This window comes from Leptotrichia trevisanii DSM 22070 (assembly GCF_000482505.1).
Classification (GTDB): Bacteria; Fusobacteriota; Fusobacteriia; order Fusobacteriales; family Leptotrichiaceae; genus Leptotrichia; species Leptotrichia trevisanii.
Genome location: NZ_KI519443.1, coordinates 298,865 through 320,308, shown reverse-complemented (window position 1 = coordinate 320,308; position 21,444 = coordinate 298,865). Strand labels below are relative to the sequence as shown.

The 21,444-nt window shown below is 27.5% G+C and carries 25 protein-coding genes and 1 pseudogene; 23 read left to right on the top strand and 3 right to left on the bottom strand.

The window, feature by feature from the left end:
• From K324_RS0111190 to K324_RS0111150, 9 genes and pseudogenes are all read left to right on the top strand, one after another.
• Positions 1-341, top strand: a pseudogene (locus K324_RS0111190) (ISLre2 family transposase); the annotation flags it as partial.
• Positions 342-755: 414 nt separating this feature from the next.
• On the top strand, positions 756-1,547 hold the full coding sequence (locus tag K324_RS0111185) for a TraX family protein (RefSeq protein ID WP_026749201.1): 792 nt from the start codon (positions 756-758) through the stop codon (positions 1,545-1,547).
• A 314-nt stretch (positions 1,548-1,861) separates the two neighbouring features.
• A complete protein-coding gene (locus K324_RS14895; RefSeq protein WP_155282623.1) occupies positions 1,862-2,845 on the top strand; it encodes a tetratricopeptide repeat protein in 984 nt (327 codons plus the stop codon).
• Between the two features lie 24 nt (positions 2,846-2,869).
• Positions 2,870-3,367: a hypothetical protein gene (locus K324_RS0111175; protein ID WP_026749200.1), complete on the top strand. Its 498-nt coding sequence runs from the start codon at positions 2,870-2,872 to the stop codon at positions 3,365-3,367.
• A complete protein-coding gene (locus K324_RS0111170) occupies positions 3,321-3,752 on the top strand; it encodes a hypothetical protein (RefSeq protein WP_026749199.1) in 432 nt (143 codons plus the stop codon). The genes K324_RS0111175 and K324_RS0111170 overlap by 47 nt, the downstream gene beginning before the upstream one ends.
• 25 nt (positions 3,753-3,777) lie before the next feature.
• The gene (locus K324_RS16440) at positions 3,778-3,945 is read left to right on the top strand and encodes a hypothetical protein (protein ID WP_232056163.1); all 168 of its coding nucleotides are present in this window, start codon (positions 3,778-3,780) and stop codon (positions 3,943-3,945) included.
• A gap of 189 nt (positions 3,946-4,134) precedes the next feature.
• Positions 4,135-5,508 carry an FAD-dependent oxidoreductase gene (locus K324_RS0111160; RefSeq protein ID WP_026749198.1) on the top strand — a complete coding sequence of 458 codons (1,374 nt, stop codon included), beginning with the start codon at positions 4,135-4,137 and terminating at the stop codon, positions 5,506-5,508.
• Between the two features lie 238 nt (positions 5,509-5,746).
• Complete coding sequence (locus K324_RS15865) at positions 5,747-6,019, top strand: hypothetical protein (protein ID WP_156906997.1); 273 nt, start codon at positions 5,747-5,749, stop codon at positions 6,017-6,019.
• Positions 6,020-6,036: 17 nt separating this feature from the next.
• Positions 6,037-6,303, top strand: a complete 267-nt coding sequence (locus tag K324_RS0111150) for a hypothetical protein (protein ID WP_026749196.1) — start codon at positions 6,037-6,039, stop codon at positions 6,301-6,303.
• A 457-nt stretch (positions 6,304-6,760) separates the two neighbouring features.
• On the opposite strand, the gene K324_RS0111140 is transcribed toward K324_RS0111150, so the two are convergent.
• The 3 genes from K324_RS0111140 to K324_RS0111130 are packed head-to-tail and all read right to left on the bottom strand — an operon-like array spanning position 6,761 to position 8,429.
• Positions 6,761-7,603: a hypothetical protein gene (locus K324_RS0111140; protein ID WP_026749194.1), complete on the bottom strand. Its 843-nt coding sequence runs from the start codon at positions 7,601-7,603 to the stop codon at positions 6,761-6,763.
• Between the two features lie 24 nt (positions 7,604-7,627).
• Entirely contained in the window at positions 7,628-7,900 is a 273-nt protein-coding gene (locus K324_RS0111135; protein WP_036095648.1) for a hypothetical protein, read from the bottom strand.
• A 1-nt stretch (position 7,901) separates the two neighbouring features.
• Positions 7,902-8,429: a hypothetical protein gene (locus K324_RS0111130; RefSeq protein ID WP_026749192.1), complete on the bottom strand. Its 528-nt coding sequence runs from the start codon at positions 8,427-8,429 to the stop codon at positions 7,902-7,904.
• Positions 8,430-8,883: 454 nt separating this feature from the next.
• Between K324_RS0111130 and K324_RS0111125 the strand changes: the two genes are divergently transcribed.
• From K324_RS0111125 to K324_RS0111060, 14 genes are all read left to right on the top strand, one after another.
• A complete protein-coding gene (locus tag K324_RS0111125; protein WP_026749191.1) occupies positions 8,884-9,105 on the top strand; it encodes a DUF896 domain-containing protein in 222 nt (73 codons plus the stop codon).
• A gap of 214 nt (positions 9,106-9,319) precedes the next feature.
• Positions 9,320-9,982, top strand: a complete 663-nt coding sequence (locus K324_RS0111120; RefSeq protein ID WP_026749190.1) for an HAD family hydrolase — start codon at positions 9,320-9,322, stop codon at positions 9,980-9,982.
• A 248-nt stretch (positions 9,983-10,230) separates the two neighbouring features.
• On the top strand, positions 10,231-11,223 hold the full coding sequence (locus tag K324_RS0111115) for a pseudouridine synthase family protein (protein WP_026749189.1): 993 nt from the start codon (positions 10,231-10,233) through the stop codon (positions 11,221-11,223).
• Between the two features lie 171 nt (positions 11,224-11,394).
• On the top strand, positions 11,395-11,811 hold the full coding sequence (locus K324_RS0111110; protein WP_026749188.1) for an HD domain-containing protein: 417 nt from the start codon (positions 11,395-11,397) through the stop codon (positions 11,809-11,811).
• A gap of 36 nt (positions 11,812-11,847) precedes the next feature.
• Positions 11,848-12,516 (top strand): Fic family protein, encoded by a 669-nt coding sequence (locus K324_RS0111105; protein ID WP_026749187.1) that lies wholly within the window; start codon positions 11,848-11,850, stop codon positions 12,514-12,516.
• Positions 12,517-12,561: 45 nt separating this feature from the next.
• A complete protein-coding gene (locus K324_RS0111100) occupies positions 12,562-13,542 on the top strand; it encodes an RluA family pseudouridine synthase (RefSeq protein ID WP_026749186.1) in 981 nt (326 codons plus the stop codon).
• A 24-nt stretch (positions 13,543-13,566) separates the two neighbouring features.
• The gene (locus K324_RS0111095; protein ID WP_026749185.1) at positions 13,567-14,211 is read left to right on the top strand and encodes a ribonuclease HII; all 645 of its coding nucleotides are present in this window, start codon (positions 13,567-13,569) and stop codon (positions 14,209-14,211) included.
• Positions 14,212-14,396: 185 nt separating this feature from the next.
• Positions 14,397-15,971 (top strand): phage baseplate assembly protein V, encoded by a 1,575-nt coding sequence (locus K324_RS0111090; protein WP_248615387.1) that lies wholly within the window; start codon positions 14,397-14,399, stop codon positions 15,969-15,971.
• A gap of 506 nt (positions 15,972-16,477) precedes the next feature.
• On the top strand, positions 16,478-16,780 hold the full coding sequence (locus K324_RS15860) for a hypothetical protein (RefSeq protein ID WP_156906995.1): 303 nt from the start codon (positions 16,478-16,480) through the stop codon (positions 16,778-16,780).
• Entirely contained in the window at positions 16,777-17,778 is a 1,002-nt protein-coding gene (locus K324_RS0111080; protein ID WP_026749182.1) for a tetratricopeptide repeat protein, read from the top strand. The genes K324_RS15860 and K324_RS0111080 overlap by 4 nt, the downstream gene beginning before the upstream one ends.
• Before the next feature lie 8 nt (positions 17,779-17,786).
• The gene (locus K324_RS0111075) at positions 17,787-19,148 is read left to right on the top strand and encodes a PAAR-like protein (RefSeq protein WP_169720584.1); all 1,362 of its coding nucleotides are present in this window, start codon (positions 17,787-17,789) and stop codon (positions 19,146-19,148) included.
• Complete coding sequence (locus tag K324_RS0111070) at positions 19,145-20,707, top strand: hypothetical protein (RefSeq protein WP_026749180.1); 1,563 nt, start codon at positions 19,145-19,147, stop codon at positions 20,705-20,707. The genes K324_RS0111075 and K324_RS0111070 overlap by 4 nt, the downstream gene beginning before the upstream one ends.
• A 126-nt stretch (positions 20,708-20,833) precedes the next feature.
• Complete coding sequence (locus K324_RS0111065; protein WP_026749179.1) at positions 20,834-21,181, top strand: YraN family protein; 348 nt, start codon at positions 20,834-20,836, stop codon at positions 21,179-21,181.
• 9 nt (positions 21,182-21,190) lie between these two features.
• Positions 21,191-21,382 carry a zinc ribbon domain-containing protein gene (locus K324_RS0111060; RefSeq protein WP_026749178.1) on the top strand — a complete coding sequence of 64 codons (192 nt, stop codon included), beginning with the start codon at positions 21,191-21,193 and terminating at the stop codon, positions 21,380-21,382.
• The last annotated feature ends 62 nt before the right edge of the window (positions 21,383-21,444 follow it).

Sequence of the window (21,444 nt, the reverse complement as noted above, 5' to 3'; positions counted from 1 at the left end):
ATACTGAAGAGGATTACATAGGCTCAAGGACGGAAGCCCTTGTGTCCCACGAATGCTCAAGATTTTTGTCAAGCAGGCCGAAAGCGTTTTCAAGAAGGAAGATAAAGGCAAGAGCGTTATACTACACTTTCTTTGCAAACTATGGAAAAAACAGGGAAAAGGCGTATGAATTGTACTTTAGCGGCAAAAGAACGAGTTCACTAGAAAAGGTAATAGAGATGGAATGCTTGTCAGAAATTGTTAATGAAACAGGAAAAAGCACAAATATGCCATATTTGAGAGGAGGAGAATGTCCGATTAGGGAAGTTTTGAAAGAAATATCACAAAGTAAAATATTTTAAAAAAGCAGTCAAAAAAGATTTGTTGTGGTATTTAATGAGTGCCCCTATATTTTTTACTCTGTCATAACTTTTATTTTTTGATATGCAATAAAAGTACATAGATTTGATAAAATTTAAAAAAATAGTAGAAAAACGGTTAAGAAAATTGGGATATTAAATTTAGATGACTGAAGTGTAGACTATTTTAAAAAATTTATTGAGGTTTCTTTTTTTGAAAATAAATTATAAAAAGAATAGATAAAGAAATTTATAATTAAAAAAATCTTGTAAATTGTGTAAAATTATAAGTGTAAAAAAATAAAAATAAGAAATTTTAATATTTTTTAATTAATATATATGTTAAAATAAAAAGCGAAGAAGTCAAAAGAATAGACTTTAACAAAGAATGATATAATAAAAAAATTAGGAGGTAAAATGAATCAAAAAAATATATTTTTAAAAGGGATAGATTCTTTCACGCTACATGTTTTAGCTATTTTATTTATGATATTAGATCATTTGTGGAATGCATTTTTTGTTAATCAGAATCAGATATGGATGCATCTTTTGGGCAGATTTGCCTTTCCTATATTTGCCTTTATGCTTGTAGAGGGATTTTGTAAAACGAAGAATAGAAATAAATATTTAAAACGTATCTTTATTTTTGCTGCTATTTCAGAAATTCCTTTTAATCTGTTTGTAAGTACTTCTGTATTTGGGAGTCCGTCGATATTTTTACCATATAAGAATGTCTTATGGAGTTTTGGGATTGCTTTATATATGCTAGTTTTGCTTGAAAAAATTAAAAAAAAGAGTATGCCCATAATAGCAAAAATTTTTGGAAAAATTGTTATAGGTATTATGGCCATGTTTATTACACGTCTTATAGGTAGTGATTATTTAGAATACGGAATTATGATGGTTTTAGTATTTTATTTTTTCAGAAATAGAACATGGTGGAATTTTATAGCTCAAGTTATCTTGTTAGCATGGATAAATATTTTTCTTATACCAAGATATGATTTTTCGTTTAATCTTTTTGGAAATAAAATATATGCACCAGTACAATCATTTGCAATATTTTCATTAGTTTTTATATGGCTCTACAATGGAAAGCAAGGTATTCATAATAAAATTACAAAATATATGTTTTACAGTTTTTATCCATTACATCTTTTGTTAATTGTAATAATTTATATTTTTTTTAAGAAATACATCATTTATTGAACTAAATGATATAAGTATTGTAACAAAAAACGGATTTAATTATAAATTTATAGAAATTCCTAATAGTAAAATAGGGCGAAAGATTGGTATAGAAATATTTAATTAAAGGCTGGAATTTTTTTCAGTCTTTTTTGTATGGTGAAAGGCATAACCCTATAAAAAAATAACTTTAATTTTATAAATTTTTTGATTTCTGCTCTTTAAATGGGAAATAGTATAAAATGGAATATAAACAAAAATGAGGTATAATATTACTGTATAAAATTAAAAATATAAATTTTGTTAATATTGGAAAAATATAGAAAGGGAAAGTTATGAAAAAAATAGTTTTAATTTTGATAAGTGTATTATTTTTAGTGAGCTGTGCTGGAAATATCCCATTGTCAGAGGAGGAAAAAGGAGCTTTAAAAAAGGCAAAAATGGAAATTGCTGAAATGAAGAAAAATTCGACAATGGCAGAAAAGGAAAGAATTTTGCAAAAGGGGATAGAAGTTCAGAGAAAATATTTACGAATTGGGGTAGTGTATTTTAAAAGTGTGGAAAAGGATATTCCGATGGCAGATTATTATCTGGCAAGAAATTATAGTGCGAGAGGGGAAAATGAAGAGGCACTGAAATGGGCAAGAAAAGGCTCGAACAGAGGAGTGAAGGAAGCAAGTACATTTGCAGGACATATTTATGCTAATCAGAGAGATGAAATGAATGCAAGAAAATATTATATAAAGGCAATGGATCAGGGAGATTATAGGGAAGACACCTTGTTTAGAGTGTGGGTGTATGGAGAAAAGAAAGAAATTGATAGTGAAGTGGTGGAAGCATTTAAAAGAAATTTAAATAAAAATATTGAGGTAAAAAATGCTTTGGCTTTTTATTATCAGAGGCACGATTACTTTGATGAAGCTGAAAAGCTGTACAAGGAGCTTGTTAATGAAAAATATCCGAATGCAGAAAGACTTTTAGGGGAGCTTTATATATCAAAAAAAGATTATATTAAAGCAGAAGAATGGTTATTAAAGGAATCGGAAAAATTATTTTCACATTCAGAAGACAATGTGAAATATATTGAAGAAAAAAGAGCAAGATTATTGCGTCTGTTAGCAGAAGTTTATGAAATGAAAGGAGATTATGGCAAAGCTGAAAATAACCTTTTAAAAGCAAAAAAACTTGCACATAAGGAACTTGCATTAACGAGTTTAGCCAAATTGTACGAAAAGCAGGGGAAATATAATCAAGCTCTGAAAATAAATGACGAATTAGAAGAATTGAAGAAAACAAAAAAAAGAAAAATTAAATCATAAAAGAAATAAAAAATGGAGAATTTTATGAGAATAGAGAAACTGGAATTTGTAAAAAATATTGATAAATTTGAAAATAATTCTGATGAATATGTGGAGATTAATTTAAATAGGAAGGTAAAGGAACTTTCAAGTGTTTCATATGAAAAAAAATTATACAGTTTTTATTTATCAATAGGAGAAGATGGGAGAATAAATTCGCTGGAAATTCTCAATATATTGAAAATGGCTAAATTTACACCTAAAATAGAAGTCCCTGAAAATATAATAGAAGGCGATATTTATTTTAAGAGGGAAGAATACAATGAAGCTGGTATAAAAGTTAAAGAATTAGATTTTTTGGAGATTGATATTTCCAACAATATTATTGGATGTTATTTTACTGATAAAAAGTTTGATATTTATTTTGGAGTAAAAATTTGCGAAAATATAATAATTTTAATTAATAGGAATAATTATGCAGAAGGAATTTTGATTTATGGAAAATTTGAAATTGAAGATGATAGATTTTACTGGAAAAAGTAAGGATGTGGTAAGTGAGCGAGATATGATTTTTTCTTTTAATAACGGAGAGATAAAAATATATTTATCTTATGTAACAGGAGAACTGAAAAAAATAGAAATAGTTAGTGAAAATGAAAAAATTGAAAAAGAAATTGAACTGGAAGCGGTATTAAAATTTAAGTGGAATTCAGTTATTTTAGATTATGAATATGGATTGTATGAGCATGTGGAAATAGAAATTGAGGATAAGCTGGAAAAATATTGGGCTGATGAAAAAACAGTTTATTTAAAGGAAGGGAAGAGAATTTTTCTGGAAATTGAAATTTGGGAAGGATATTTGCTATTTTTTGATGATGAGTGCAGGATGGCGGGATTTGGTACAGAATGTAAAAATCAAAAGGAATAAAAACTTTGAAAAGGCGGAATTATAAATGAATAAATATATTTTACTGATGTTGCTTTGTCTGTTAATAGGATGTAAGAATCAAGGAAATAATGTGGTAAAAGCAAAAAGAAAATTGTCTGATAAAGTTTTAAAAAATTCAATTAGAACAATTATAATGATGTCTCCTGAATTTTCAGATGATTATATGGGATAGGGTTTATGGAAGATGAGAAAACTTTGGATATTTTAGTTATCAAGGGGATTGAAAAAATAATAAAATTTGTAAACACAAATACTCTTGTTTTTTTATAAAAAATGTGGTATTCTTAAGACAAGGAAATCTAATTTTATAATGAATACAATTATGTAACTATAATTGTATAAAATGGAAAGGACGAAGAAAATGAAAAAATATGATGCAATAATAATTGGATTTGGAAAAGGTGGAAAAACTTTGGCAGGATTTTTGGCTGGGAAAGGTCAGAATGTGGCTTTGATTGAGAAATCTGATAAGATGTATGGAGGAACTTGTATAAATATTGGGTGTATTCCTACAAAAAAACTTGTTGACAGTACAAAAGTTCTTAAAAATAAAGGATTAAATGGTATTGAGGAAAAGGAAAAATTTTATGAAGAAAGCATAAATAATAAAAATACATTAATTGGTGCATTACGTGGAAAAAATTATGAAATGCTAGCTACAAAGGAAAATATTGATATTTATGATGGATTTGGAAGTTTTGTTTCGAAAAATGTAGTTAATATTGAAAGTAATGGAGAAAATGTTCAGATTGAAGGAGAAAAAATATTTATAAATACAGGTTCGACTACAATAATTCCTGGTATAAAAGGGCTTAAAGAAAGTAACCACGTTTATACAAGTACTTCAATTATGGAACTAAAGGAACTTCCCAAAAAATTGACTATTCTGGGAGCAGGGTACATCGGACTGGAATTTGCTTCAATGTATGCTGATTTTGGGTCAGAAGTTACGGTTATTGATTTGGCACAAAGACTTATGCCTAGAGAAGATGAAGAAATTGCTTATAGAGCAAAAGCTATATTTGAGGCAAAAGGAATCAAATTTTTACTGGAATCAAAAATTGAGGAAATTGTTGATAAAAATGGAAAAGGATATGTGCAAATTTCACAAGGAGCAAGCAAGAGCGAAATTGAATCAGACGCAATTCTTGTAGCAATCGGAAGAAAACCTAATACAGAAGGTCTTAATCTAGAAGCGGCAGGAGTAAAAACTGACGAAAAAGGTGCGGTTCTAGTTGACGAAACATTGAAAACAACAGCTGATAACATTTGGGCAATGGGAGATGTGAAAGGCGGACTTCAATTTACGTATATTTCTCTTGATGACTTTAGAATAATAAGGGATAATCTTTACAATGGAGGAAATAGAACAGTAAACGACAGAAATGTAATTCCATACAGCGTATTTGTAAATCCGCCATTATCAAGAGTTGGAATGACTGAAAGCGAAGCGATTGCCAAAGGATATGAAGTAAAAACAGGAAGACTTGAAGCAATGGCAATTCCAAAAGCAAAAATAGAAGGTGTAACAGATGGACTTCTTAAAGCGGTTGTAGATGCAAAAACAGATAAAATACTGGGATGTACTTTATTATGCAACACTTCCCACGAAATGATAAACATTGTTGCAGCAGCTATGAAAGCTGAACAAAAATATACATTCCTAAAAGATATGATATTTACTCATCCGACAATGAGCGAGGCTTTGAATGATTTATTTGGAAGTGTGAAATAAATTGGAAGAATTGATTGTGCTTATATTTTTAAATTTATTAATGCTTTATAGCTTATTTAGATTATTTTTTTGTTTTATAAAAGTTTTTAAGAAAAAAGAAATTAAAAAATTTTTATGGGGTGATTTAGTTTTTGGAATAGTGTATTTGCTTTTATGTATAAAAATTTTGGGTAAGGATTTTTTTTCACAAAACCAAGGCTTACACGTAATAGTATGTATTTTGGTTGTTTTATTGTTTATGATAATGAAAAGAAAAAATATTAAGTTCTTGTCTTATGTTGTTTTTTCTCTAGTTTTTACTGATTTATTAGGGTTGATTTATCATAGGAATATGCAATTTTATGGAATTATAGTTTTACAAATACCGATTTTTATAATTGCAAATTTTGTAAAAGATGATAATAGATTAAATAAATATACATATTCAACATTGATAATGGCTAATTTATTGAATATATCTGCAATTTCACTTAAAACTTTGATGTTGTTGGAAAAGACAGGAAAAATTTGAATCAAGGAGAAGGTAAAATGGTATTAATTTTAATGACAGCTGTAATACTTTTTTACGAAATATTCAAAATTCTCTTTAATATTATGAGGGTTTTCTTTTTCAAAAAAAAGATAAAAAAATTTTTGGAAATTGACTTGGGTGCTGGGATGATTTGTTTCATTTTATGGTTAGCGGCAATGGGAAATTACTTTTATTTGTTTCCTAATCAAATATTTCATTCAATATTTTATGTTGTTGCTGTTTTGATATTTTTAACAAATGAAACAGAGAAAAAAAGTTTATAATTATTTGTTATTTGCAATAATGGTGATTGATATAATAATCTTTTTAATTGCATTATTCAGTATATTTGGTTTGTATCCTGTTATGTTTTTTCTACCTGTTATATTGATTTGTATAGTGTTAATTCTAAGAAAAAAGAATGATAAATTGGATTATGGATATTTAATGTTGTCTTTAATTAATATTGCAAATATTTTATTGCCATATGCAATGATGATTGCTTATATAGTTTCAGAATTTTAAAAAATATATAAGATAGAATAATAAATAAAAATAAAATTTTTTTGCAAATGAAAATCACGGTTATTAAGATTAACTGTGATTTTTTGTTATCGACTTTAGTTAGTTGAGCATGCAAAGTGTGCGAAACATAAGATTACCCGCTATGCGAGTGCGGAAACGTAAGTTTGCCTTATAACTATATTTTTTAACAACAATGATTATTTCAATTATTTGTTTTTAATTAAAATACCCCATAAAATCATTTTTTAATTCTAAAATTTTTTTAGTTAGTTCAGGATAGAAATTTGTTCCATAAATTTCATCTTCCAAAAATTTATTATATTTTTCAATTGGAATTTTACCATTCTTATCCTTGTTTTCTGCCATAAACTGCTTTAAGTTTTGATATAATTCATCCAAACTTTTACCTGTATATTCCGCATGCCAAACACTGTCATCAGCATTGTCATAATCTAATACATACATATGTGGAAAAGACAGTTCAGGAATTTTTATAATAATATATGTTGAAAAAATTTTTTTTGTGCTTTTATCTTTTTTGAATGTTATATCTTCTTCCAAAAATTTATCATCCAGTTTTATTTTTTTTATTGTATCATAAATTAATAACATTTTTTTTATTTTTGTTACAAGTTCTTTTCTAGAATCATTCAACACAATGTTTTCTTTACTTTCAAAAACAGGAATATTATTTTTAAAAGCAATATCTCTATATTCTGTCATATTAAAATTTGAAGTATTAATTTCAAATTTAACTAAAGTTGTCATATTTCTTTCAGAATAATTAAGATATTTTGGATCTAGAATGTATAAATTTCGATTACAACGTCCATTATAATCAAGTACACAGTATCCATGTCCATTATTTATTTTATAAATTTCCATTCCAGATTTTATTTTTTCACTAAGAAGGGGAAAATACTCATAATAAACTATCTTGTCTGCTTCAAATGAATTAGTAAACCCTGAACTTTGAAATATTATCATAAAACTAAGAAATAAACACCAACTTGATATTTTAAATTTTTTTTCCAAAATAATTTGACAATTATAATTCATAGTGAACCTCCTTTATTGTTTTCTTTATTCTAAAAAGAAATTATATCCCAATTCATCATTTAACTTTAAAATTTTCCTAGTTAGTTCTGGATAAAAATTTGTTTTATAAATTTCTTTTTCCATAAATTCATCATACTTTTTTTTTGGAATTTTATCATCTTTATTCTTATTTTTTGCTATAAACTGTTTTAAATATTGATATAATTCATCAAAATCTCTACCTTTATACTCTAAATTCCAAATTGATTTATTGATATTTTCGTAGTCAATAACATACATAGGTGGAAAATACGACAATTCAGGAGTTTTTATAATAATATAAGTCGAAAATGTGTATTGTTCCTGTCATTGAACTGGGTCCATCATCTGCTTCGATTATTTCTTCATCTGTAGTTATATTTTTAACCAAATCATGTATCATCAGCATTTTTCTTATTTTTTTTATACTTTCTTTTTGAGAATTTCCCAAAACAATATCTGATTCACTGTTAAAATGCAAATAATCATTATCAAAAGTAATATTTCCATATTTTTTTGCCGTAAAATTTGATAAATCAATATCCAGTTTAATTGCACTTTGCATATTTTTTTCTATACCATTAGCATATTTGGGATCTAAAATTTGTAGCAGACCATTGCATTCTTTCACAAAATCTGAAGTTCCACAATATCCTTTTACTTTATGTATCTCCATTCCAGATTTCAGCTTGTCTGCAAAACCCTGATAGTTATAATTGTAGTATACTATTTTATTTAACTGCTTCGGTTTAGAAAATATCATTACTTGTAATATAAAAAAACATAAAATAATTTTTATTGCTCTCATTTTGCCTCTTTTCTTTATTATATATCACAAATTTTTAGTTAATAACATTAATGTTTTTTATTATTTTAACATAATTTATACATAAATGTAAATGTTAAAATTTTTATCAGGAAAATAAATTTTTGAAATGTAATTTTAGTAAACTGATAAGATTAAGTAATCTTGTTTTTTAGTAAAAAATATGATATTCTTGTGTATACCAAGGGATTAAGGCTCTTTGTAAGCTAAAGAAATATTTTCTGAAAAATGTTGATAAATTATAGACGATAAAGTATAATAATATTGTTATATACTTTTTGGATTATAAAATTTATAAATTGGAAAAAAAGATAAAAAATAATCTCAACACTAAGAGTTTAATATCAATAAATTTTATTTTATACCATATTTTAGATAAAAATTGAGATGGAAATTAGAAATGAAAGTAATATTTTTTAGAAAGGAAATTAGAAAAATGGAAGATATTATTAAAAAGATAAATGAATTTTCAAAGTTGGCACGTGAGAGGGAATTGACGGAAGAAGAGAAGAAAGAGCGTGAAAAATATAGAAAAATGTATATTGAAAAATTTAAGGAAAGTGTGAGAGGGCATTTGGACAGTATTAAAGTGGTTAGAGTGGATGATGAAGGAAATCCAATTGATGATGACGGGAATGTTATTGAGCCTGAAGCGTAAAAAAATTAAGAAATTAGGTGGATTAGAGAAAATTGCAAAAGTAGGAAGTTTCAGAAATTGAATAATAACAGAATTTATACAGTAAGAAATTAAGGTTTTGTCAAATTTTAGAAGAAATAAGAAAAATTGAAAATAAAAATGCTATATTAATAGGATTTTGTAAACTTTTGTAAATAATTAACGAAAATAATGGGAAAGGAGTGAGTGGAAATTTATGAAATATGATTTAGTTATATTTGATTTGGATGGAACGCTTATGGATACGTCGAAATCTATTACAAAGACTGTAAATTCAGCGATGGAGGAACTTGGAAAAAAACAGTATTCTATTGGTGAATGTGTAAAATTTGTTGGTGGTGGAGTTTCAGGGCTTGCACGGAATATTTTGGGAAAAGAGAAATATGAGGATGTAACGAATGAGGAAATGGAAAAAGTTATAAGAAAATATTATGATATTTACTTTGACTATGGTGTTGAGCCTTATGAAGGAATACCTGAATTGCTTGATTTTTTGGAACAGAATGGCGTGAAAAAAGGTATTGTAACCAATAAGGATCATGAAACAGCCTTATCTGCAGTTGATAAAAAGTTATCCAAATGGAAATTTGATGGAATATTTGGCTCAAATGAAAAGGAATATCCAAATAAGCCAAATCCGTACAATGTTGATAAAATGACACAAAATTTAAATATTTCAAAAGAAAAAATATTATTTGTTGGAGATATGCTTGTAGATGTAAATACAGCTAAAAATGCTGGAATCGATATTGTTTACTGCAAATGGGGATTTGGCGAAGTAAAAGGCGAGGATGGAATTGATGAAGATGTGAAAGTATCTGATGTTCAGGAAATTATTGAAAAAATAAAAGGTGAATAGAAAATTTTGGAGAAAATCGTTTTAGTATTTTTATATTAAAGCGATTTTTTTTAATATGTAAAATGCTATACATTTGTTGGAGAAAATGATAAAATGTAATCAAATCTTTTTTAAATCTGAACTAGTAAAAACTTAGTAAATTTGGGGTTTGAGTAGGTTTTTGATTTGAATTTTAAAGTATTTTTATTGTACGTATAAAATAAAAAAATTGACAAAGGATGAAAAAAATTGATATGGAGAAGTCGAGAGTGGATAAATTAATAAGAGATTTTGAGAATACAAAATATTTTGGATATATGTTTTTTGTAGAATATGATGGACAGAAATTTGAATCTTTTGATGAAAATCCTGATAAAAAGAGTGTTAAGTCAGAATTTAGGAAAATTCTGGAAAAGAACAAAATCAAGATTTTTAAAGGTATTCAGCAGGCTGGAAGGACTGATGCAAATGTGAGTGCAAAGGAGAATATTCTTTATATAAATTCCAAAGAGATAATTGATTTTTCAAAATTAAAATTTTTGGAAACAGAAGGACTGAAAATCAATAAAATAGTGAGAACATTGCCGTTTCTTGAATTTCCACAAATGATTGAAAAAAGATATTATATTTATGAATATCCAAAAAAACTTAGGAAAAACGATGAAGAGAGAATAAATCAGATTTGTAAGAAAGTATCTGGGAAAAAGAATTTTTACGAATTTACTTCGGAAAAGGGGAAAAAATTAAAAAATCATACAAGAGAAATTTTTGTGAAATATGAAAATAATAAACTGTATTTTGTGGGAGATGGATTTTTGCCACAGCAGGTGCGGATTATGAGCAATTTTATTTTAAATGATACAAAGTTTGATATTGAAAAGTTAAATGATGAGAATTTTGAAAATAGGAAATTGGGGATAAAAGATAAACCACTTGATGGGAAATATTTGACACTTATGAAAGTTGATATTTCAGAGGAATTGGAAAAAATCAGTTTTTTTGATGTGAAAAATATTGAAGAATTGATAAATTTGAAAAATGAAAATAATAGAAGTTTGGAAATAAGAAATTCTGAAATTAAAATAGACAATTTGAATGAACAATTAAAAAGCATTGGTAAAGTTAAAAAAATTGAGAGAAATAGTTATTTTACGGTATTTTTCGTTGAAAAAAAAGATAAAGGGGGATTTATTGGGAAAAGAGGGAAAAATATTAGGAAATTAAAGAAAATTTTTGGGGATATAGTTGTAAAAGAGATTTGAAAAAATTGAAAATATTTTATAGATTATGTAGAAATTTATTGTTTTTAAAAGTTTTTAGATACTGTTTATAGAAAAATATCGAATGATGAAATTTGATAACAGGATATTAATATATTTTGTCAGAAAGTTTAGAAAAATAAGAAAAATCAAGATTAGGAAAAGAGTGGAAAAATGTATATAATTAGAAAAGCGATGGAATATTTTAAACCGAAAATTAACAGGGCTTATATGAATGAGGCTTTGAAAAAATTGACAGAAAAAGAAAAGAAAATATTTTTGGAAATGTCTGATTACGATAAGTTTCATTCGCTTGAAGTTTATAAAAAGATAAAAAAAACAGAACTAAAAAATAATGAAAAATATTTAAAATTGGCACTTCTACACGACTGTGGAAAAGAAAATGTGTTGATTATAACGAGAGTTTTGCATAAATTAGGATTGAAAACGCAGTTGCGAAATCACGCACAAAGAAGTTTTGAAAAGTTAGAAAAAGTAGATGAGGAAGTAGCGGTTTTGGCGAAAAATCATCATAATAGAGATTATTCTCAGGAAATGGACATTTTTCAGAAATGTGACGATGAGAGTTAAGAAATTGATGAAAAATTTTTAGAAAAGAGTGATTTTATGAAAGACAAGTATAAAATGACATTGGAGGAGAATATTTTTGTTGCAAAAAGAAATATAGTGGATTCAATTTGGAAATCGGCAAATCTGGAAGGAATAGCTGTAACTTATCCTCAGACAGAAACGATTTTTCAGGGACTGGGAGTTCAGAATATGAAAGTTAAGGATATAAATGCCATTGTTAATTTAAAACATTCATGGGAATTTATTTTGGAAAATATTGAATATCCTCTTGATTTAAACTATATTTGCAAAATTAATCAGCTTATTGGGGAGGCAAATGTAAATCCTTTTCCTGGACAATTGAGATTTTCTGATGTAAGTATGGGTGGAACAGATTGGAAGCCTGAAATTCCAAATAAGGAAAAAGTGAATGATAATTTGAATGAAATTTTGGAAAGTGAAAACTCTGCAACAGAAAAAGCAATAAATTTAATGCTGTATTTAATGAGAAGCCAACTTTTTTATGATGGAAATAAAAGAACAAGCATGATGACAGCAAATCACGTGATGATTCAAAACGGTGCTGGAATTATTTCTGTACCGATAAAACAGCAAGAGAAATTTTTGGAATTACTTGTGAAATTTTATGAAACTAATGATACGAGTGAAATTAAGAAATTGATTTACAATCATTGTATTGACGGGATAAATTTTAAAAGAGAATAGAATTTCGGAAAATAAAAAATTATAAAAGAAAGAAAATAGATAATTATGAAAGAAAAATATGAAGTTGAAAATGAATTTGAAGATGAAATAGATGTTGAAAATAGTGAAAATGAAGAAAATATTGTTGTTTTAAATGAAGAGGCAGGGAGCAGGATTGATAAATTTTTATCGGAAAGGCTGGAGTTGACACGAACACGTGTTCAGCAGCTTATAAAGGACGAAAATATTTTGGTAAATGAAAAAAAAACAAAGCCTGCTTATAAAATTGAAGAAAATGATACGATAAAAGTTGTAATTCCAGAACTGGAAACAGTTGAAATTAAACCTGAAAACATTGATATTGAAATAATTTATGAAGACAATGATTTGGCAGTTATTAATAAAAGAGCTGGAATTGTCGTTCATCCTGCGAATGGACATTATTCGGGAACGCTTGTAAATGCAATTTTGTATCACATCAAAGATTTATCAGGAATAAACGGGGAAATCCGTCCTGGTATTGTGCATAGGCTAGATAAGGACACAAGCGGACTTTTAATAATAGCTAAAAATGACAAGGCACATCTGAAATTATCGCAAATGTTTCACGATAAAACTGTAAAAAAAACTTATCTTGCAATTTTAAAAGGAAAACTAAACCAGAAAAGCGGAAGAATTGTAACACAAATCGGGCGTGATAAAAACGATAGGAAGAAAATGACTGTAATAAATGATTTAAATTCAGGAAAAACTGCAATTACCAATTATGAAGTAATTTCACAGACAGAAAAATTTACGCTTGTTAAAGTTCATATTGAAACTGGAAGGACTCACCAAATCAGAGTTCACATGAAATATTTAGGCTATCCAATTCTAGGTGACAGTGTCTATGGGAGAACAGACACCGAAAAACGCCAAATGCTTCACGCCTATAAGCTTGAATTTCAACATCCAATTACAGAAGAAAATATAGAATTTATTGCAAAATTGCCAGAAGATTTTAAAAAGGCATTGAAAAAATGTGGGCTTGAGTTTGAAACTTTATAAAATAATAAAAAAGAGGAAAAATTTATGTGTAAAGACAAATTAGAAAACCAAAAAAATGAATTAATGGAATTTGACGAAAAATATAATAAGATTGTTGTTGGGGTTGATGAAGCTGGGAGAGGGCCTTTAGCGGGACCAGTTGTGGCTGGAGCTGTAATTGTGATTCAGGATTTCCCAGAATTGCAGGAGATTAATGACTCAAAAAAGTTGACTGAGAAAAAAAGGGAAAGATTATTTGAAGTGATAGAAAAGAATTGTATCGTGGGAATCGGAATTGCTTCAGAAAAGGAAATTGATAAGATGAATATTTTGAATGCAACATTTCTCGCAATGAGACGTGCAATTAGCCAAGTGGCAGAAAAATCGGCTTTTGATATAGTTCTGGTTGATGGTAATCACTTGATTAGAAAATATGAGGGTGAGCAGGAGTGTGTCGTGAAAGGGGACAGCAAGTCGTTATCCATTGCAGCAGCTTCGATTGTGGCGAAGGTTACAAGAGATAGAATACTTTGTGAGATTGCAAAGGAATTTCCCGAGTATGAGTTTGAGAAACATAAAGGGTATGGGACTAAGAAACATAGGGAGATTTTGGTTGAAAAAGGGGCTTGTAGGTATCATAGGAAGACGTTTTTGAAGAAAATATTGGGAGAGAGTAAAAAAAGACAATAGACAATATTTAAAATTTTTATAAATTTTTTGATATGATAAATAAGTTATTAAAAAATACAATTTAAAAAAGTAAAAGGAGAGATGTCAAAATACAAAATAATTTAAATAACCAAAAACCAGTGGAATTTTTTTCAGCAGAAAGAATAAAAATAGAAATTGATGGACAGCAAATATTGTGGAGAGATATGAAACTGGAAATTGATTCAAGGATAGGGGAACATACGATTGGGAAAATAAAGTATATTGGTTCAGTAAATCAGTTAAGTTTATATGATGCCTTGATAGACAGAAAAGGGGATAAAGAGATAAAAATACTGGGAAGAAGTAATATTGTTGATAATACTGGAAATTCAACAGAAAAAATATTTCTGAATGGAGTAATAAAAGAGTTGCAAATAAATGAAACTACAGCAGGAGCTTTGACAGTGGAAATTACTGCAATTTCAAAAAGTGTTCTTTTGGACAGGATACCAAGATACCGTTCATTTCAAGATCCAACATTAACTTATTCAGCGATAGCAGAAGAAATAAATGGGAATTATGGTACAAATGATGGAAAAATTGTAAATGTTGGTGAAGATATGCAGGCAGTACCAAGAATGACAATCCAGTATAACGAAACAGACTGGGAATACTTAAAGAGAATAGCGTCGTATACAGGACAGCCAATAATGGCATACTCAGATAAAGTATTTGTAGGATTTTTCAAGAATATACCAGCACAGACACCGAACTTAAAGTATTCTCAATTTGGGAAAAGAACAAAAGAAGAGAGAACATACTTTAAAATAACAGGGACAGAAGTATATCCAGTGGCAACACCAATAAAATTAAAGACTAGAAACAGAGTGTCAGGAGAAGAAGTTGAAAACGACTACTATGTTCTTGAAAATAAAATTTATAATGAAGGAAATACCTTGAAATGTGAATACACACTTGGAAAACAGACAGACTATTTTGTAGATCCGATACCACACGAAAAGATAAGAGGAGCAGTAATAGAGGCGAGAACAGTACATATTGCAAGAACAGATGAGAGCAAGAGCAATCACGGAAGAAGTGATGGAAGTTCGGATAATCTTGAGGGAAGAAAGATTGGAGCAAAACCACTTAATAAATATATAGAGAAAACTGAAAATAATCAGAATGAAAATACAAAAGAAAAAGTCAAGACAAAAGATATTGCAGTTATGACATTAAATTTAACAGAAGGGCTTATGGATTTGGGAGAAAATGGACAATCGTTTGAAGATAAGTATGCTGGAAAGAGTTATTTCCCATATGTAACTCCATATAGTCAAAGTAATACAGGATTTACACCAGCACCAGAAGTAAATGACAGAGTAGCACTTTATTTTCCAAATGGGAACGAAACACATGCAATAGTGCTTGGTGCGGTTAATAATGATGGGAATGGTAGGTTTACTGATGTGGCTAACAGGAATTATCACGTGGGGGATTCTGACTTTAATATGGTTCTTGCGACGAATAGTTTGTCAACGACGGCGGCAGAAAGTATATCACAGAGTGCAAGTAGTATATCGGAAAGTGCGGATAGTATTTCAGAGAATGCTGGGAATATAAGTAATAATGCGAAAAGTTATACAGAAATAGTGGAAGGAAGTAAAACTCTTGTAGCAGGAAATATTTCTCAAACTTCACAAGGAAATACAAGCATACAGTCAAATGGAGATACAGAAGTAAATTCTAACGGCTTTTCAGTAGTAAATGGCGGAAGTAATGTACTAATTAATGGATAGGAGGGCTTATGGAGAATACGATTTATATGGATAAATATAATTTTAATTATAAGAGAAAAGAATATTTTGAAAATAATGAAGAAAAAAATTTAGAATTTCAATATTTATCTGAAATAAATTTAAAAAACTTAGAAAATAATAATTTAGATTATTTATTTTTTCGTTTAGAAGAAAAAAATATTAATTTTTTTATAAATAAAAAGAAACTAAATAATGATGAAATAAAAATTTTTTATATATTCAACTGCTTAAATTTATTCTTATTTAAAAATAATAATTATTTAATGGCTTCTAATATTGAAGAAATTAATAGTAGAATTTTTACAATAGAAAGATTATATTCTAGAAAATACAATATACTGAATAAAGTTGAACAATATAAAAAAATAGTAAATAATAAAAAGTTATTGTTTGAAACTATAAATAATAATAGGTTTATAAAATGTTTTTTTTCAAATCCTTATTTTAAAAAATATAAATTTTCTAATGATAAAATAGGATTTTCTTTGAATAATTTTATTGGTGATTTAAAAATACCTATAATAATTACTGAATGTAAAAATGAGAATGAAGTAGAAATAAAAGGGATAATAGATACATCTATAATAAATAATGTTTATTTTTTAAAAAAATTAGAGGGTATATTTAATATAAATAATATAGAAATTTATTGTTTTAATTATGAATCAACTATAACTTTTAAAAACAAAAAAATTTTTTTAATAAAAGAAAGAATAAATTTTAAAATAAACAATGAAGTTAAAATACAAGAAGAGATTATAATAAAATATAGAAAGGAAATGATGTGAAAAAACAAATAATTTTAATAATTTTAATAATTTCATTAATAATGAATTGTGGTAACGGAACATCGTCTTCAAATAAAAATGTAAAGCAATATAAATTAAGTGAAAATGAAAAATCTAAAATTGAACAGGAGACTTCTAAAATAAATGATGATACGACAAATGAAGAATTAGAAAATATGATGACAACTGCCAAATTAAATTATAATTCTAATCCTGAAATTGGGAGATTATATTTTGAAAAACTTGTGAAATATAAACCAGAAGCTGCCAGATACCTTGCTGATTATTATTATAACTTAAAAGATTACCCTAATTATGAAAAATGGGAAAAAAAAGCAATAGAATTGGGAATAGATTCATCTATATATAATTTGGCACATTACTATGATGAAATAGGAAATTATGCAGAATCAGAAAAATGGTATCTCGAATATATAAAAAAACATAAAGATTCTGAAGATGCTTTGACAAATTTGGCAATTGTATATGCTAAACATGGAAATTATTCTGAATCGGAAAAATATCTTAAAGGATTGGGATTAACAGATGGAAATGCAATGTATTATCTGGGAATGCACTATGCAACTGTAAAAGATTATAAAAAGGCGGAAGAAGTATATAACAAAATGATAGAGTCAGGTAATCCAGATGGATATTTTGGACTTGCTTCACTTTATGAAGAAATGTATAAAAATAAATGGTCAAAAGTAGAAAAAATATCTGCTTTATATAAAAAAGGTGCAGACATGGGAGAACCAAAATCAGCGTGGAAGATAGCAAGCAAGAAATTTAAATTAAGATATTATGAAGAAGCTAAAAAATATTATTTAATTGCCTATAATAAAAACTTATTCAAGGCAGATGCCGCTTTTAATATTGGGTTGATATGTAATATTCAGCATAATTATACTGAATCACGAAGATGGTTTCAAATAGCATTAGATTTAGGAATTGTAGAAGCTAAACAAGAGCTAAAAGAAATAGAAGGGAAATGGTAGAATTTTTTATGAATAAAAATATTTTTGAGAATCAAAATCAATCTTTAACACAAAATTGGGATAAACTTAATCAACATTACGTGCAAGAAGTAAAAAAAATAGCAGAAGATGAAAAAATTTTAAGAAAAAATAGAGAAAAAAGTGTAAAAGAACGATTAAAAACAATGGGACGCCAAAAAGTTCCAAAAGATCATATAAAAACTTTAGTTTGTGATGGTGCAGTATTAACATGTCCACAAGGATATTTTAATTATCCTGCACCCCGATTTGATGAAAATCACATTGTAAAACCTTCTTCTTTATCATCTCCTAAAAGAGATATGATAAAATTTTTAGTGCCTAATCCTCATGTTTTTTTGATGGGATTAGATCCTGTAGGAACTGATATACATGTATTATCTGAAAATTTTGAGCCAGATCCTATATTATATTGTAAAAAGCTTTCTGGTCCTTGTAAAATAAAAGAAAATAAAAAGAAATGGATAAAAACTTCAACAGGTTTAGTTGTTAATGGTTCCTCTACAATACTTAAAAGTTCTAATCTAATATGTAATTGTAATGGAGAAGAAATTCTGTTAGATGTTATAGACAATGGACAAAATTCAGAAATAACAAAAGCCTGGATAGAAAAAATTTTAAGAAATATAGGAATAACACCCTCAGATAGAAGATTTGTTGGTATGGCTATAACAATAGGGGAAGGTGTAATTTCTATTAATTTAATAATTTCAGGAGTTTTTGCTCCAGCTGGAACAGCAATGATGACTAGGATAGCAAGAGGATTAAAGGGAACATATGATTTACTTAATAATGCAAGAGATTTTAATATTTTATTAACAGGAAAAGATCCTGTTGTAGAGCTTACTCATGGTTATATTTCAGAAGGAGTTATGAATCGTTATGATTTATTTGGTAGTATTTCTTCTTCTGCTGATTTGGTGATAGGAATGAAAAATATTGTAGGAAACGAAATTAGTAGATTTAATTTTTATAAAAATGATATTCAGGAAACTGTATTTCAAAATGCTTCAATTTCTGTATCAAATGAAATTGTAACTTCAAGATTAAGTCAAGTAAATGGAGTTTTTGGTTCATCATCGAGAAAAACATCGATTAAAGATATAGCATCAGATTACAATACATCATTAAGAAACATGAATTCATATAATTCTACAATATCTCTGGAAGATTATTATAGTTATACTACAACAACTGTTCAGAAAACAATGGAAAGTATAGATATAAATGTTGGATCATATAAAAATTTATCCCCTATAGAGATAAAAGAAGTAGTTTCTATTGTTAGTAAAGAATATGAGGAAGAAGCTTTTATAACTAATGAATTTTTATTTGAAGGAGATAAAAAATGAAAAAAAAATCAAAATATAATTATATAATAGATATTAAGACAGATTTTAAAGAAATTAATATGACTGATTTCTATGAAAAATCTATTTTGAATATAGAAATTGAAAATGATAATAACTATACAAAATATTTTAGTATAAAATCTGATGTAGAAGAAAATAAATGTCCTGTTAGTTTTACAAAATTTTTTTATTCAATGGTAAAGAAAAATTTTAACCCATTAAAAATAAAAATAGATAACGGAATTTTTTATATAACAAATAAAAATTTCTTTTTAGAAGAACTAAACAAAAAAACTTTTGATTATTTTAGAAAATATCCAACTAAAATTGAAATTGTTAATAAAATACTCTTTACAACAAAAGAAAGTTTAAAATATGAAAATCTTGAACAGGAAATGGAAGAAACCAGTATATTTCCCTATTTATTTAAAATAGATGAAATAAAAGATATTGGAAATAAGACTATTGAATCTAAAACTGCTGAAATTTATTCGGGATATAATGTCCCTAGCCTTACCAGTTATTCTACCAAAAAAATTCATAGGAAGAAAATAAAAATTAATTTTGAAGAAAAATTAGATGAAAACAAAAGTTCACCTGAACAGATTAAAAGAGGATTTAGACAAATATTGGAACTTCCTGAAACAGAACCCTTTGAGTTTGATTTTATTATAAAGGGATATTATATTTATAATACTGAAACAGAAACTGTTGAAAAGATAGAAGTGGATAAGGAAATTAAATTTTATAACGTAACTACTTCGACTAAAAGAGTGCTGGAATTGGAAGGATTTGATGAAAATGAGAAAGATGAGGGAAGAACGTATGATGAGGCTGTTGGAGAATTGTTTGAATATTTAGATAAGTTGGGACGCAAAAAAGAAATTGATAGACAGGAATTTGAAAATTTTGTGGACGAGATAGCGTTTTCAGAAAAACCTAAAATTTTTGAGACATTGAAATGGTATATAGAAACGAATAAGATAGGATTTTTAGAACTTATTGAAGGTGAAAGAGATAGGATATATATTTCAGAAAAAGAGGTTTTGAAGGTTTTTGAAGAAATTTTTGAATATGAAAGTATAGAAATTTCATTAAAAGAAAAAAATGGAAAAATTAACGAAGTAAAAGAAAGATTAGATTCTAAAAGTCAAGAAAATGTAATTGAGAAAAACAAATCAATAAAATCAAAAGAAACCTATGACAGCATCCGTGACTGGCTGCTCCCACTTTTAAGAAAAGATAACAAAATAATATTTCCAAAAGAAAAGTTCTTAGAAAGAATAAAACTTTTTGATGAAGCTGAAAAATTGAGAGCATTTAATGTGATAAAATCAGCTGTTGAACACGAGAATTATTGTGTGAAATTTGAGGAAGGTAAGACAATCAGAGGATATGAGGTTATAAAGGCTTTTGGAGAAATGCTGGGAATTGTTGTTGAAGAGAAAGTTGTGGAAAAGATGGAAGAAAAAGAAGAAGAAAAGAAACTTACGCCACAGCAGTTAAGAAAGAAGAAGTTTCTTGAAAGGATGAAGAAATCGGAAGAAGAAGAATTTTAGTAAAATGGAGAAATTTTCCAGTCTTGAAAAATAAGTAAAAAATTGGTATCATATAATATAAAATAAAAGAATAAATATAGATATTTGTGATACAATATTAAAAAAGGGGATGGGACGAGAAATAGGATGAATAAAAGGGAGATTGGGTTTAAGTATGAGAATGTGGCGAAAGAATATTTGATTTTGCAGGGGCTTACGTTTATTGAGAGTAATTTTTATACTAGGTTTGGGGAGATTGACTTGATTTTTTTTGAAAAGAGGAGTCAGACGCTGGTGTTTGTGGAGGTTAAGTATCGGAAGAATAATTTTTTTGGTTCGGCGATTGAGATGGTGACGGAAGAGAAGCAGAATAGGATTCTTGCCAGTTCGCAGGTTTATCTTTTGAAAAAGGATTGGGATAAAAATGTGAGGTATGATATTGTTGGGGTGAATAGGGGCTTTGGTAATATTGAGTGGTTAAAAAATGCGTTTTGAGGTGGTTGTATGAGAAATGATGAAAAATGCTGTAAATGTGGGGAAGAAATGTTTGAAATAAAGAAGGTGGCGATTCCGACTAAAGAGGTGACTGGAACAAAGATTGCAATTGATATATTTTATTTGAAAATATGTAAAAATTGTGGATATACGGAAATGTACTCAACCAAGATAATTCAGAAGGTTGAAGATCCTGTTTAGAGTAACTGGAATTTTAAAGGAAATAATATTTAATTTTAAAGGAATTTTATTTAGAAATCGGG

Coding starts and splice junctions, on each gene's coding strand:
- K324_RS16440 (WP_232056163.1), top strand. CDS start 3,778: ATGAATAAATATATTTTACTGATGTTGCTTTGTCTGTTAATAGGATGT.
- K324_RS0111175 (WP_026749200.1), top strand. CDS start 2,870: ATGAGAATAGAGAAACTGGAATTTGTAAAAAATATTGATAAATTTGAA.
- K324_RS0111065 (WP_026749179.1), top strand. CDS start 20,834: ATGAATAAAAGGGAGATTGGGTTTAAGTATGAGAATGTGGCGAAAGAA.
- K324_RS0111100 (WP_026749186.1), top strand. CDS start 12,562: ATGAAAGAAAAATATGAAGTTGAAAATGAATTTGAAGATGAAATAGAT.
- K324_RS0111150 (WP_026749196.1), top strand. CDS start 6,037: ATGGTATTAATTTTAATGACAGCTGTAATACTTTTTTACGAAATATTC.
- K324_RS0111170 (WP_026749199.1), top strand. CDS start 3,321: ATGGAAAATTTGAAATTGAAGATGATAGATTTTACTGGAAAAAGTAAG.
- K324_RS0111095 (WP_026749185.1), top strand. CDS start 13,567: ATGTGTAAAGACAAATTAGAAAACCAAAAAAATGAATTAATGGAATTT.
- K324_RS0111160 (WP_026749198.1), top strand. CDS start 4,135: ATGAAAAAATATGATGCAATAATAATTGGATTTGGAAAAGGTGGAAAA.
- K324_RS0111140 (WP_026749194.1), bottom strand. CDS start 7,603: ATGAATTATAATTGTCAAATTATTTTGGAAAAAAAATTTAAAATATCA.
- K324_RS0111090 (WP_248615387.1), top strand. CDS start 14,397: ATGAAACTGGAAATTGATTCAAGGATAGGGGAACATACGATTGGGAAA.
- K324_RS0111125 (WP_026749191.1), top strand. CDS start 8,884: ATGGAAGATATTATTAAAAAGATAAATGAATTTTCAAAGTTGGCACGT.
- K324_RS15865 (WP_156906997.1), top strand. CDS start 5,747: ATGATAATGAAAAGAAAAAATATTAAGTTCTTGTCTTATGTTGTTTTT.
- K324_RS0111110 (WP_026749188.1), top strand. CDS start 11,395: ATGTATATAATTAGAAAAGCGATGGAATATTTTAAACCGAAAATTAAC.
- K324_RS0111070 (WP_026749180.1), top strand. CDS start 19,145: ATGAAAAAAAAATCAAAATATAATTATATAATAGATATTAAGACAGAT.
- K324_RS0111185 (WP_026749201.1), top strand. CDS start 756: ATGAATCAAAAAAATATATTTTTAAAAGGGATAGATTCTTTCACGCTA.
- K324_RS0111075 (WP_169720584.1), top strand. CDS start 17,787: ATGAATAAAAATATTTTTGAGAATCAAAATCAATCTTTAACACAAAAT.
- K324_RS0111130 (WP_026749192.1), bottom strand. CDS start 8,429: ATGAGAGCAATAAAAATTATTTTATGTTTTTTTATATTACAAGTAATG.
- K324_RS0111060 (WP_026749178.1), top strand. CDS start 21,191: ATGAGAAATGATGAAAAATGCTGTAAATGTGGGGAAGAAATGTTTGAA.
- K324_RS0111105 (WP_026749187.1), top strand. CDS start 11,848: ATGAAAGACAAGTATAAAATGACATTGGAGGAGAATATTTTTGTTGCA.
- K324_RS0111120 (WP_026749190.1), top strand. CDS start 9,320: ATGAAATATGATTTAGTTATATTTGATTTGGATGGAACGCTTATGGAT.
- K324_RS14895 (WP_155282623.1), top strand. CDS start 1,862: ATGAAAAAAATAGTTTTAATTTTGATAAGTGTATTATTTTTAGTGAGC.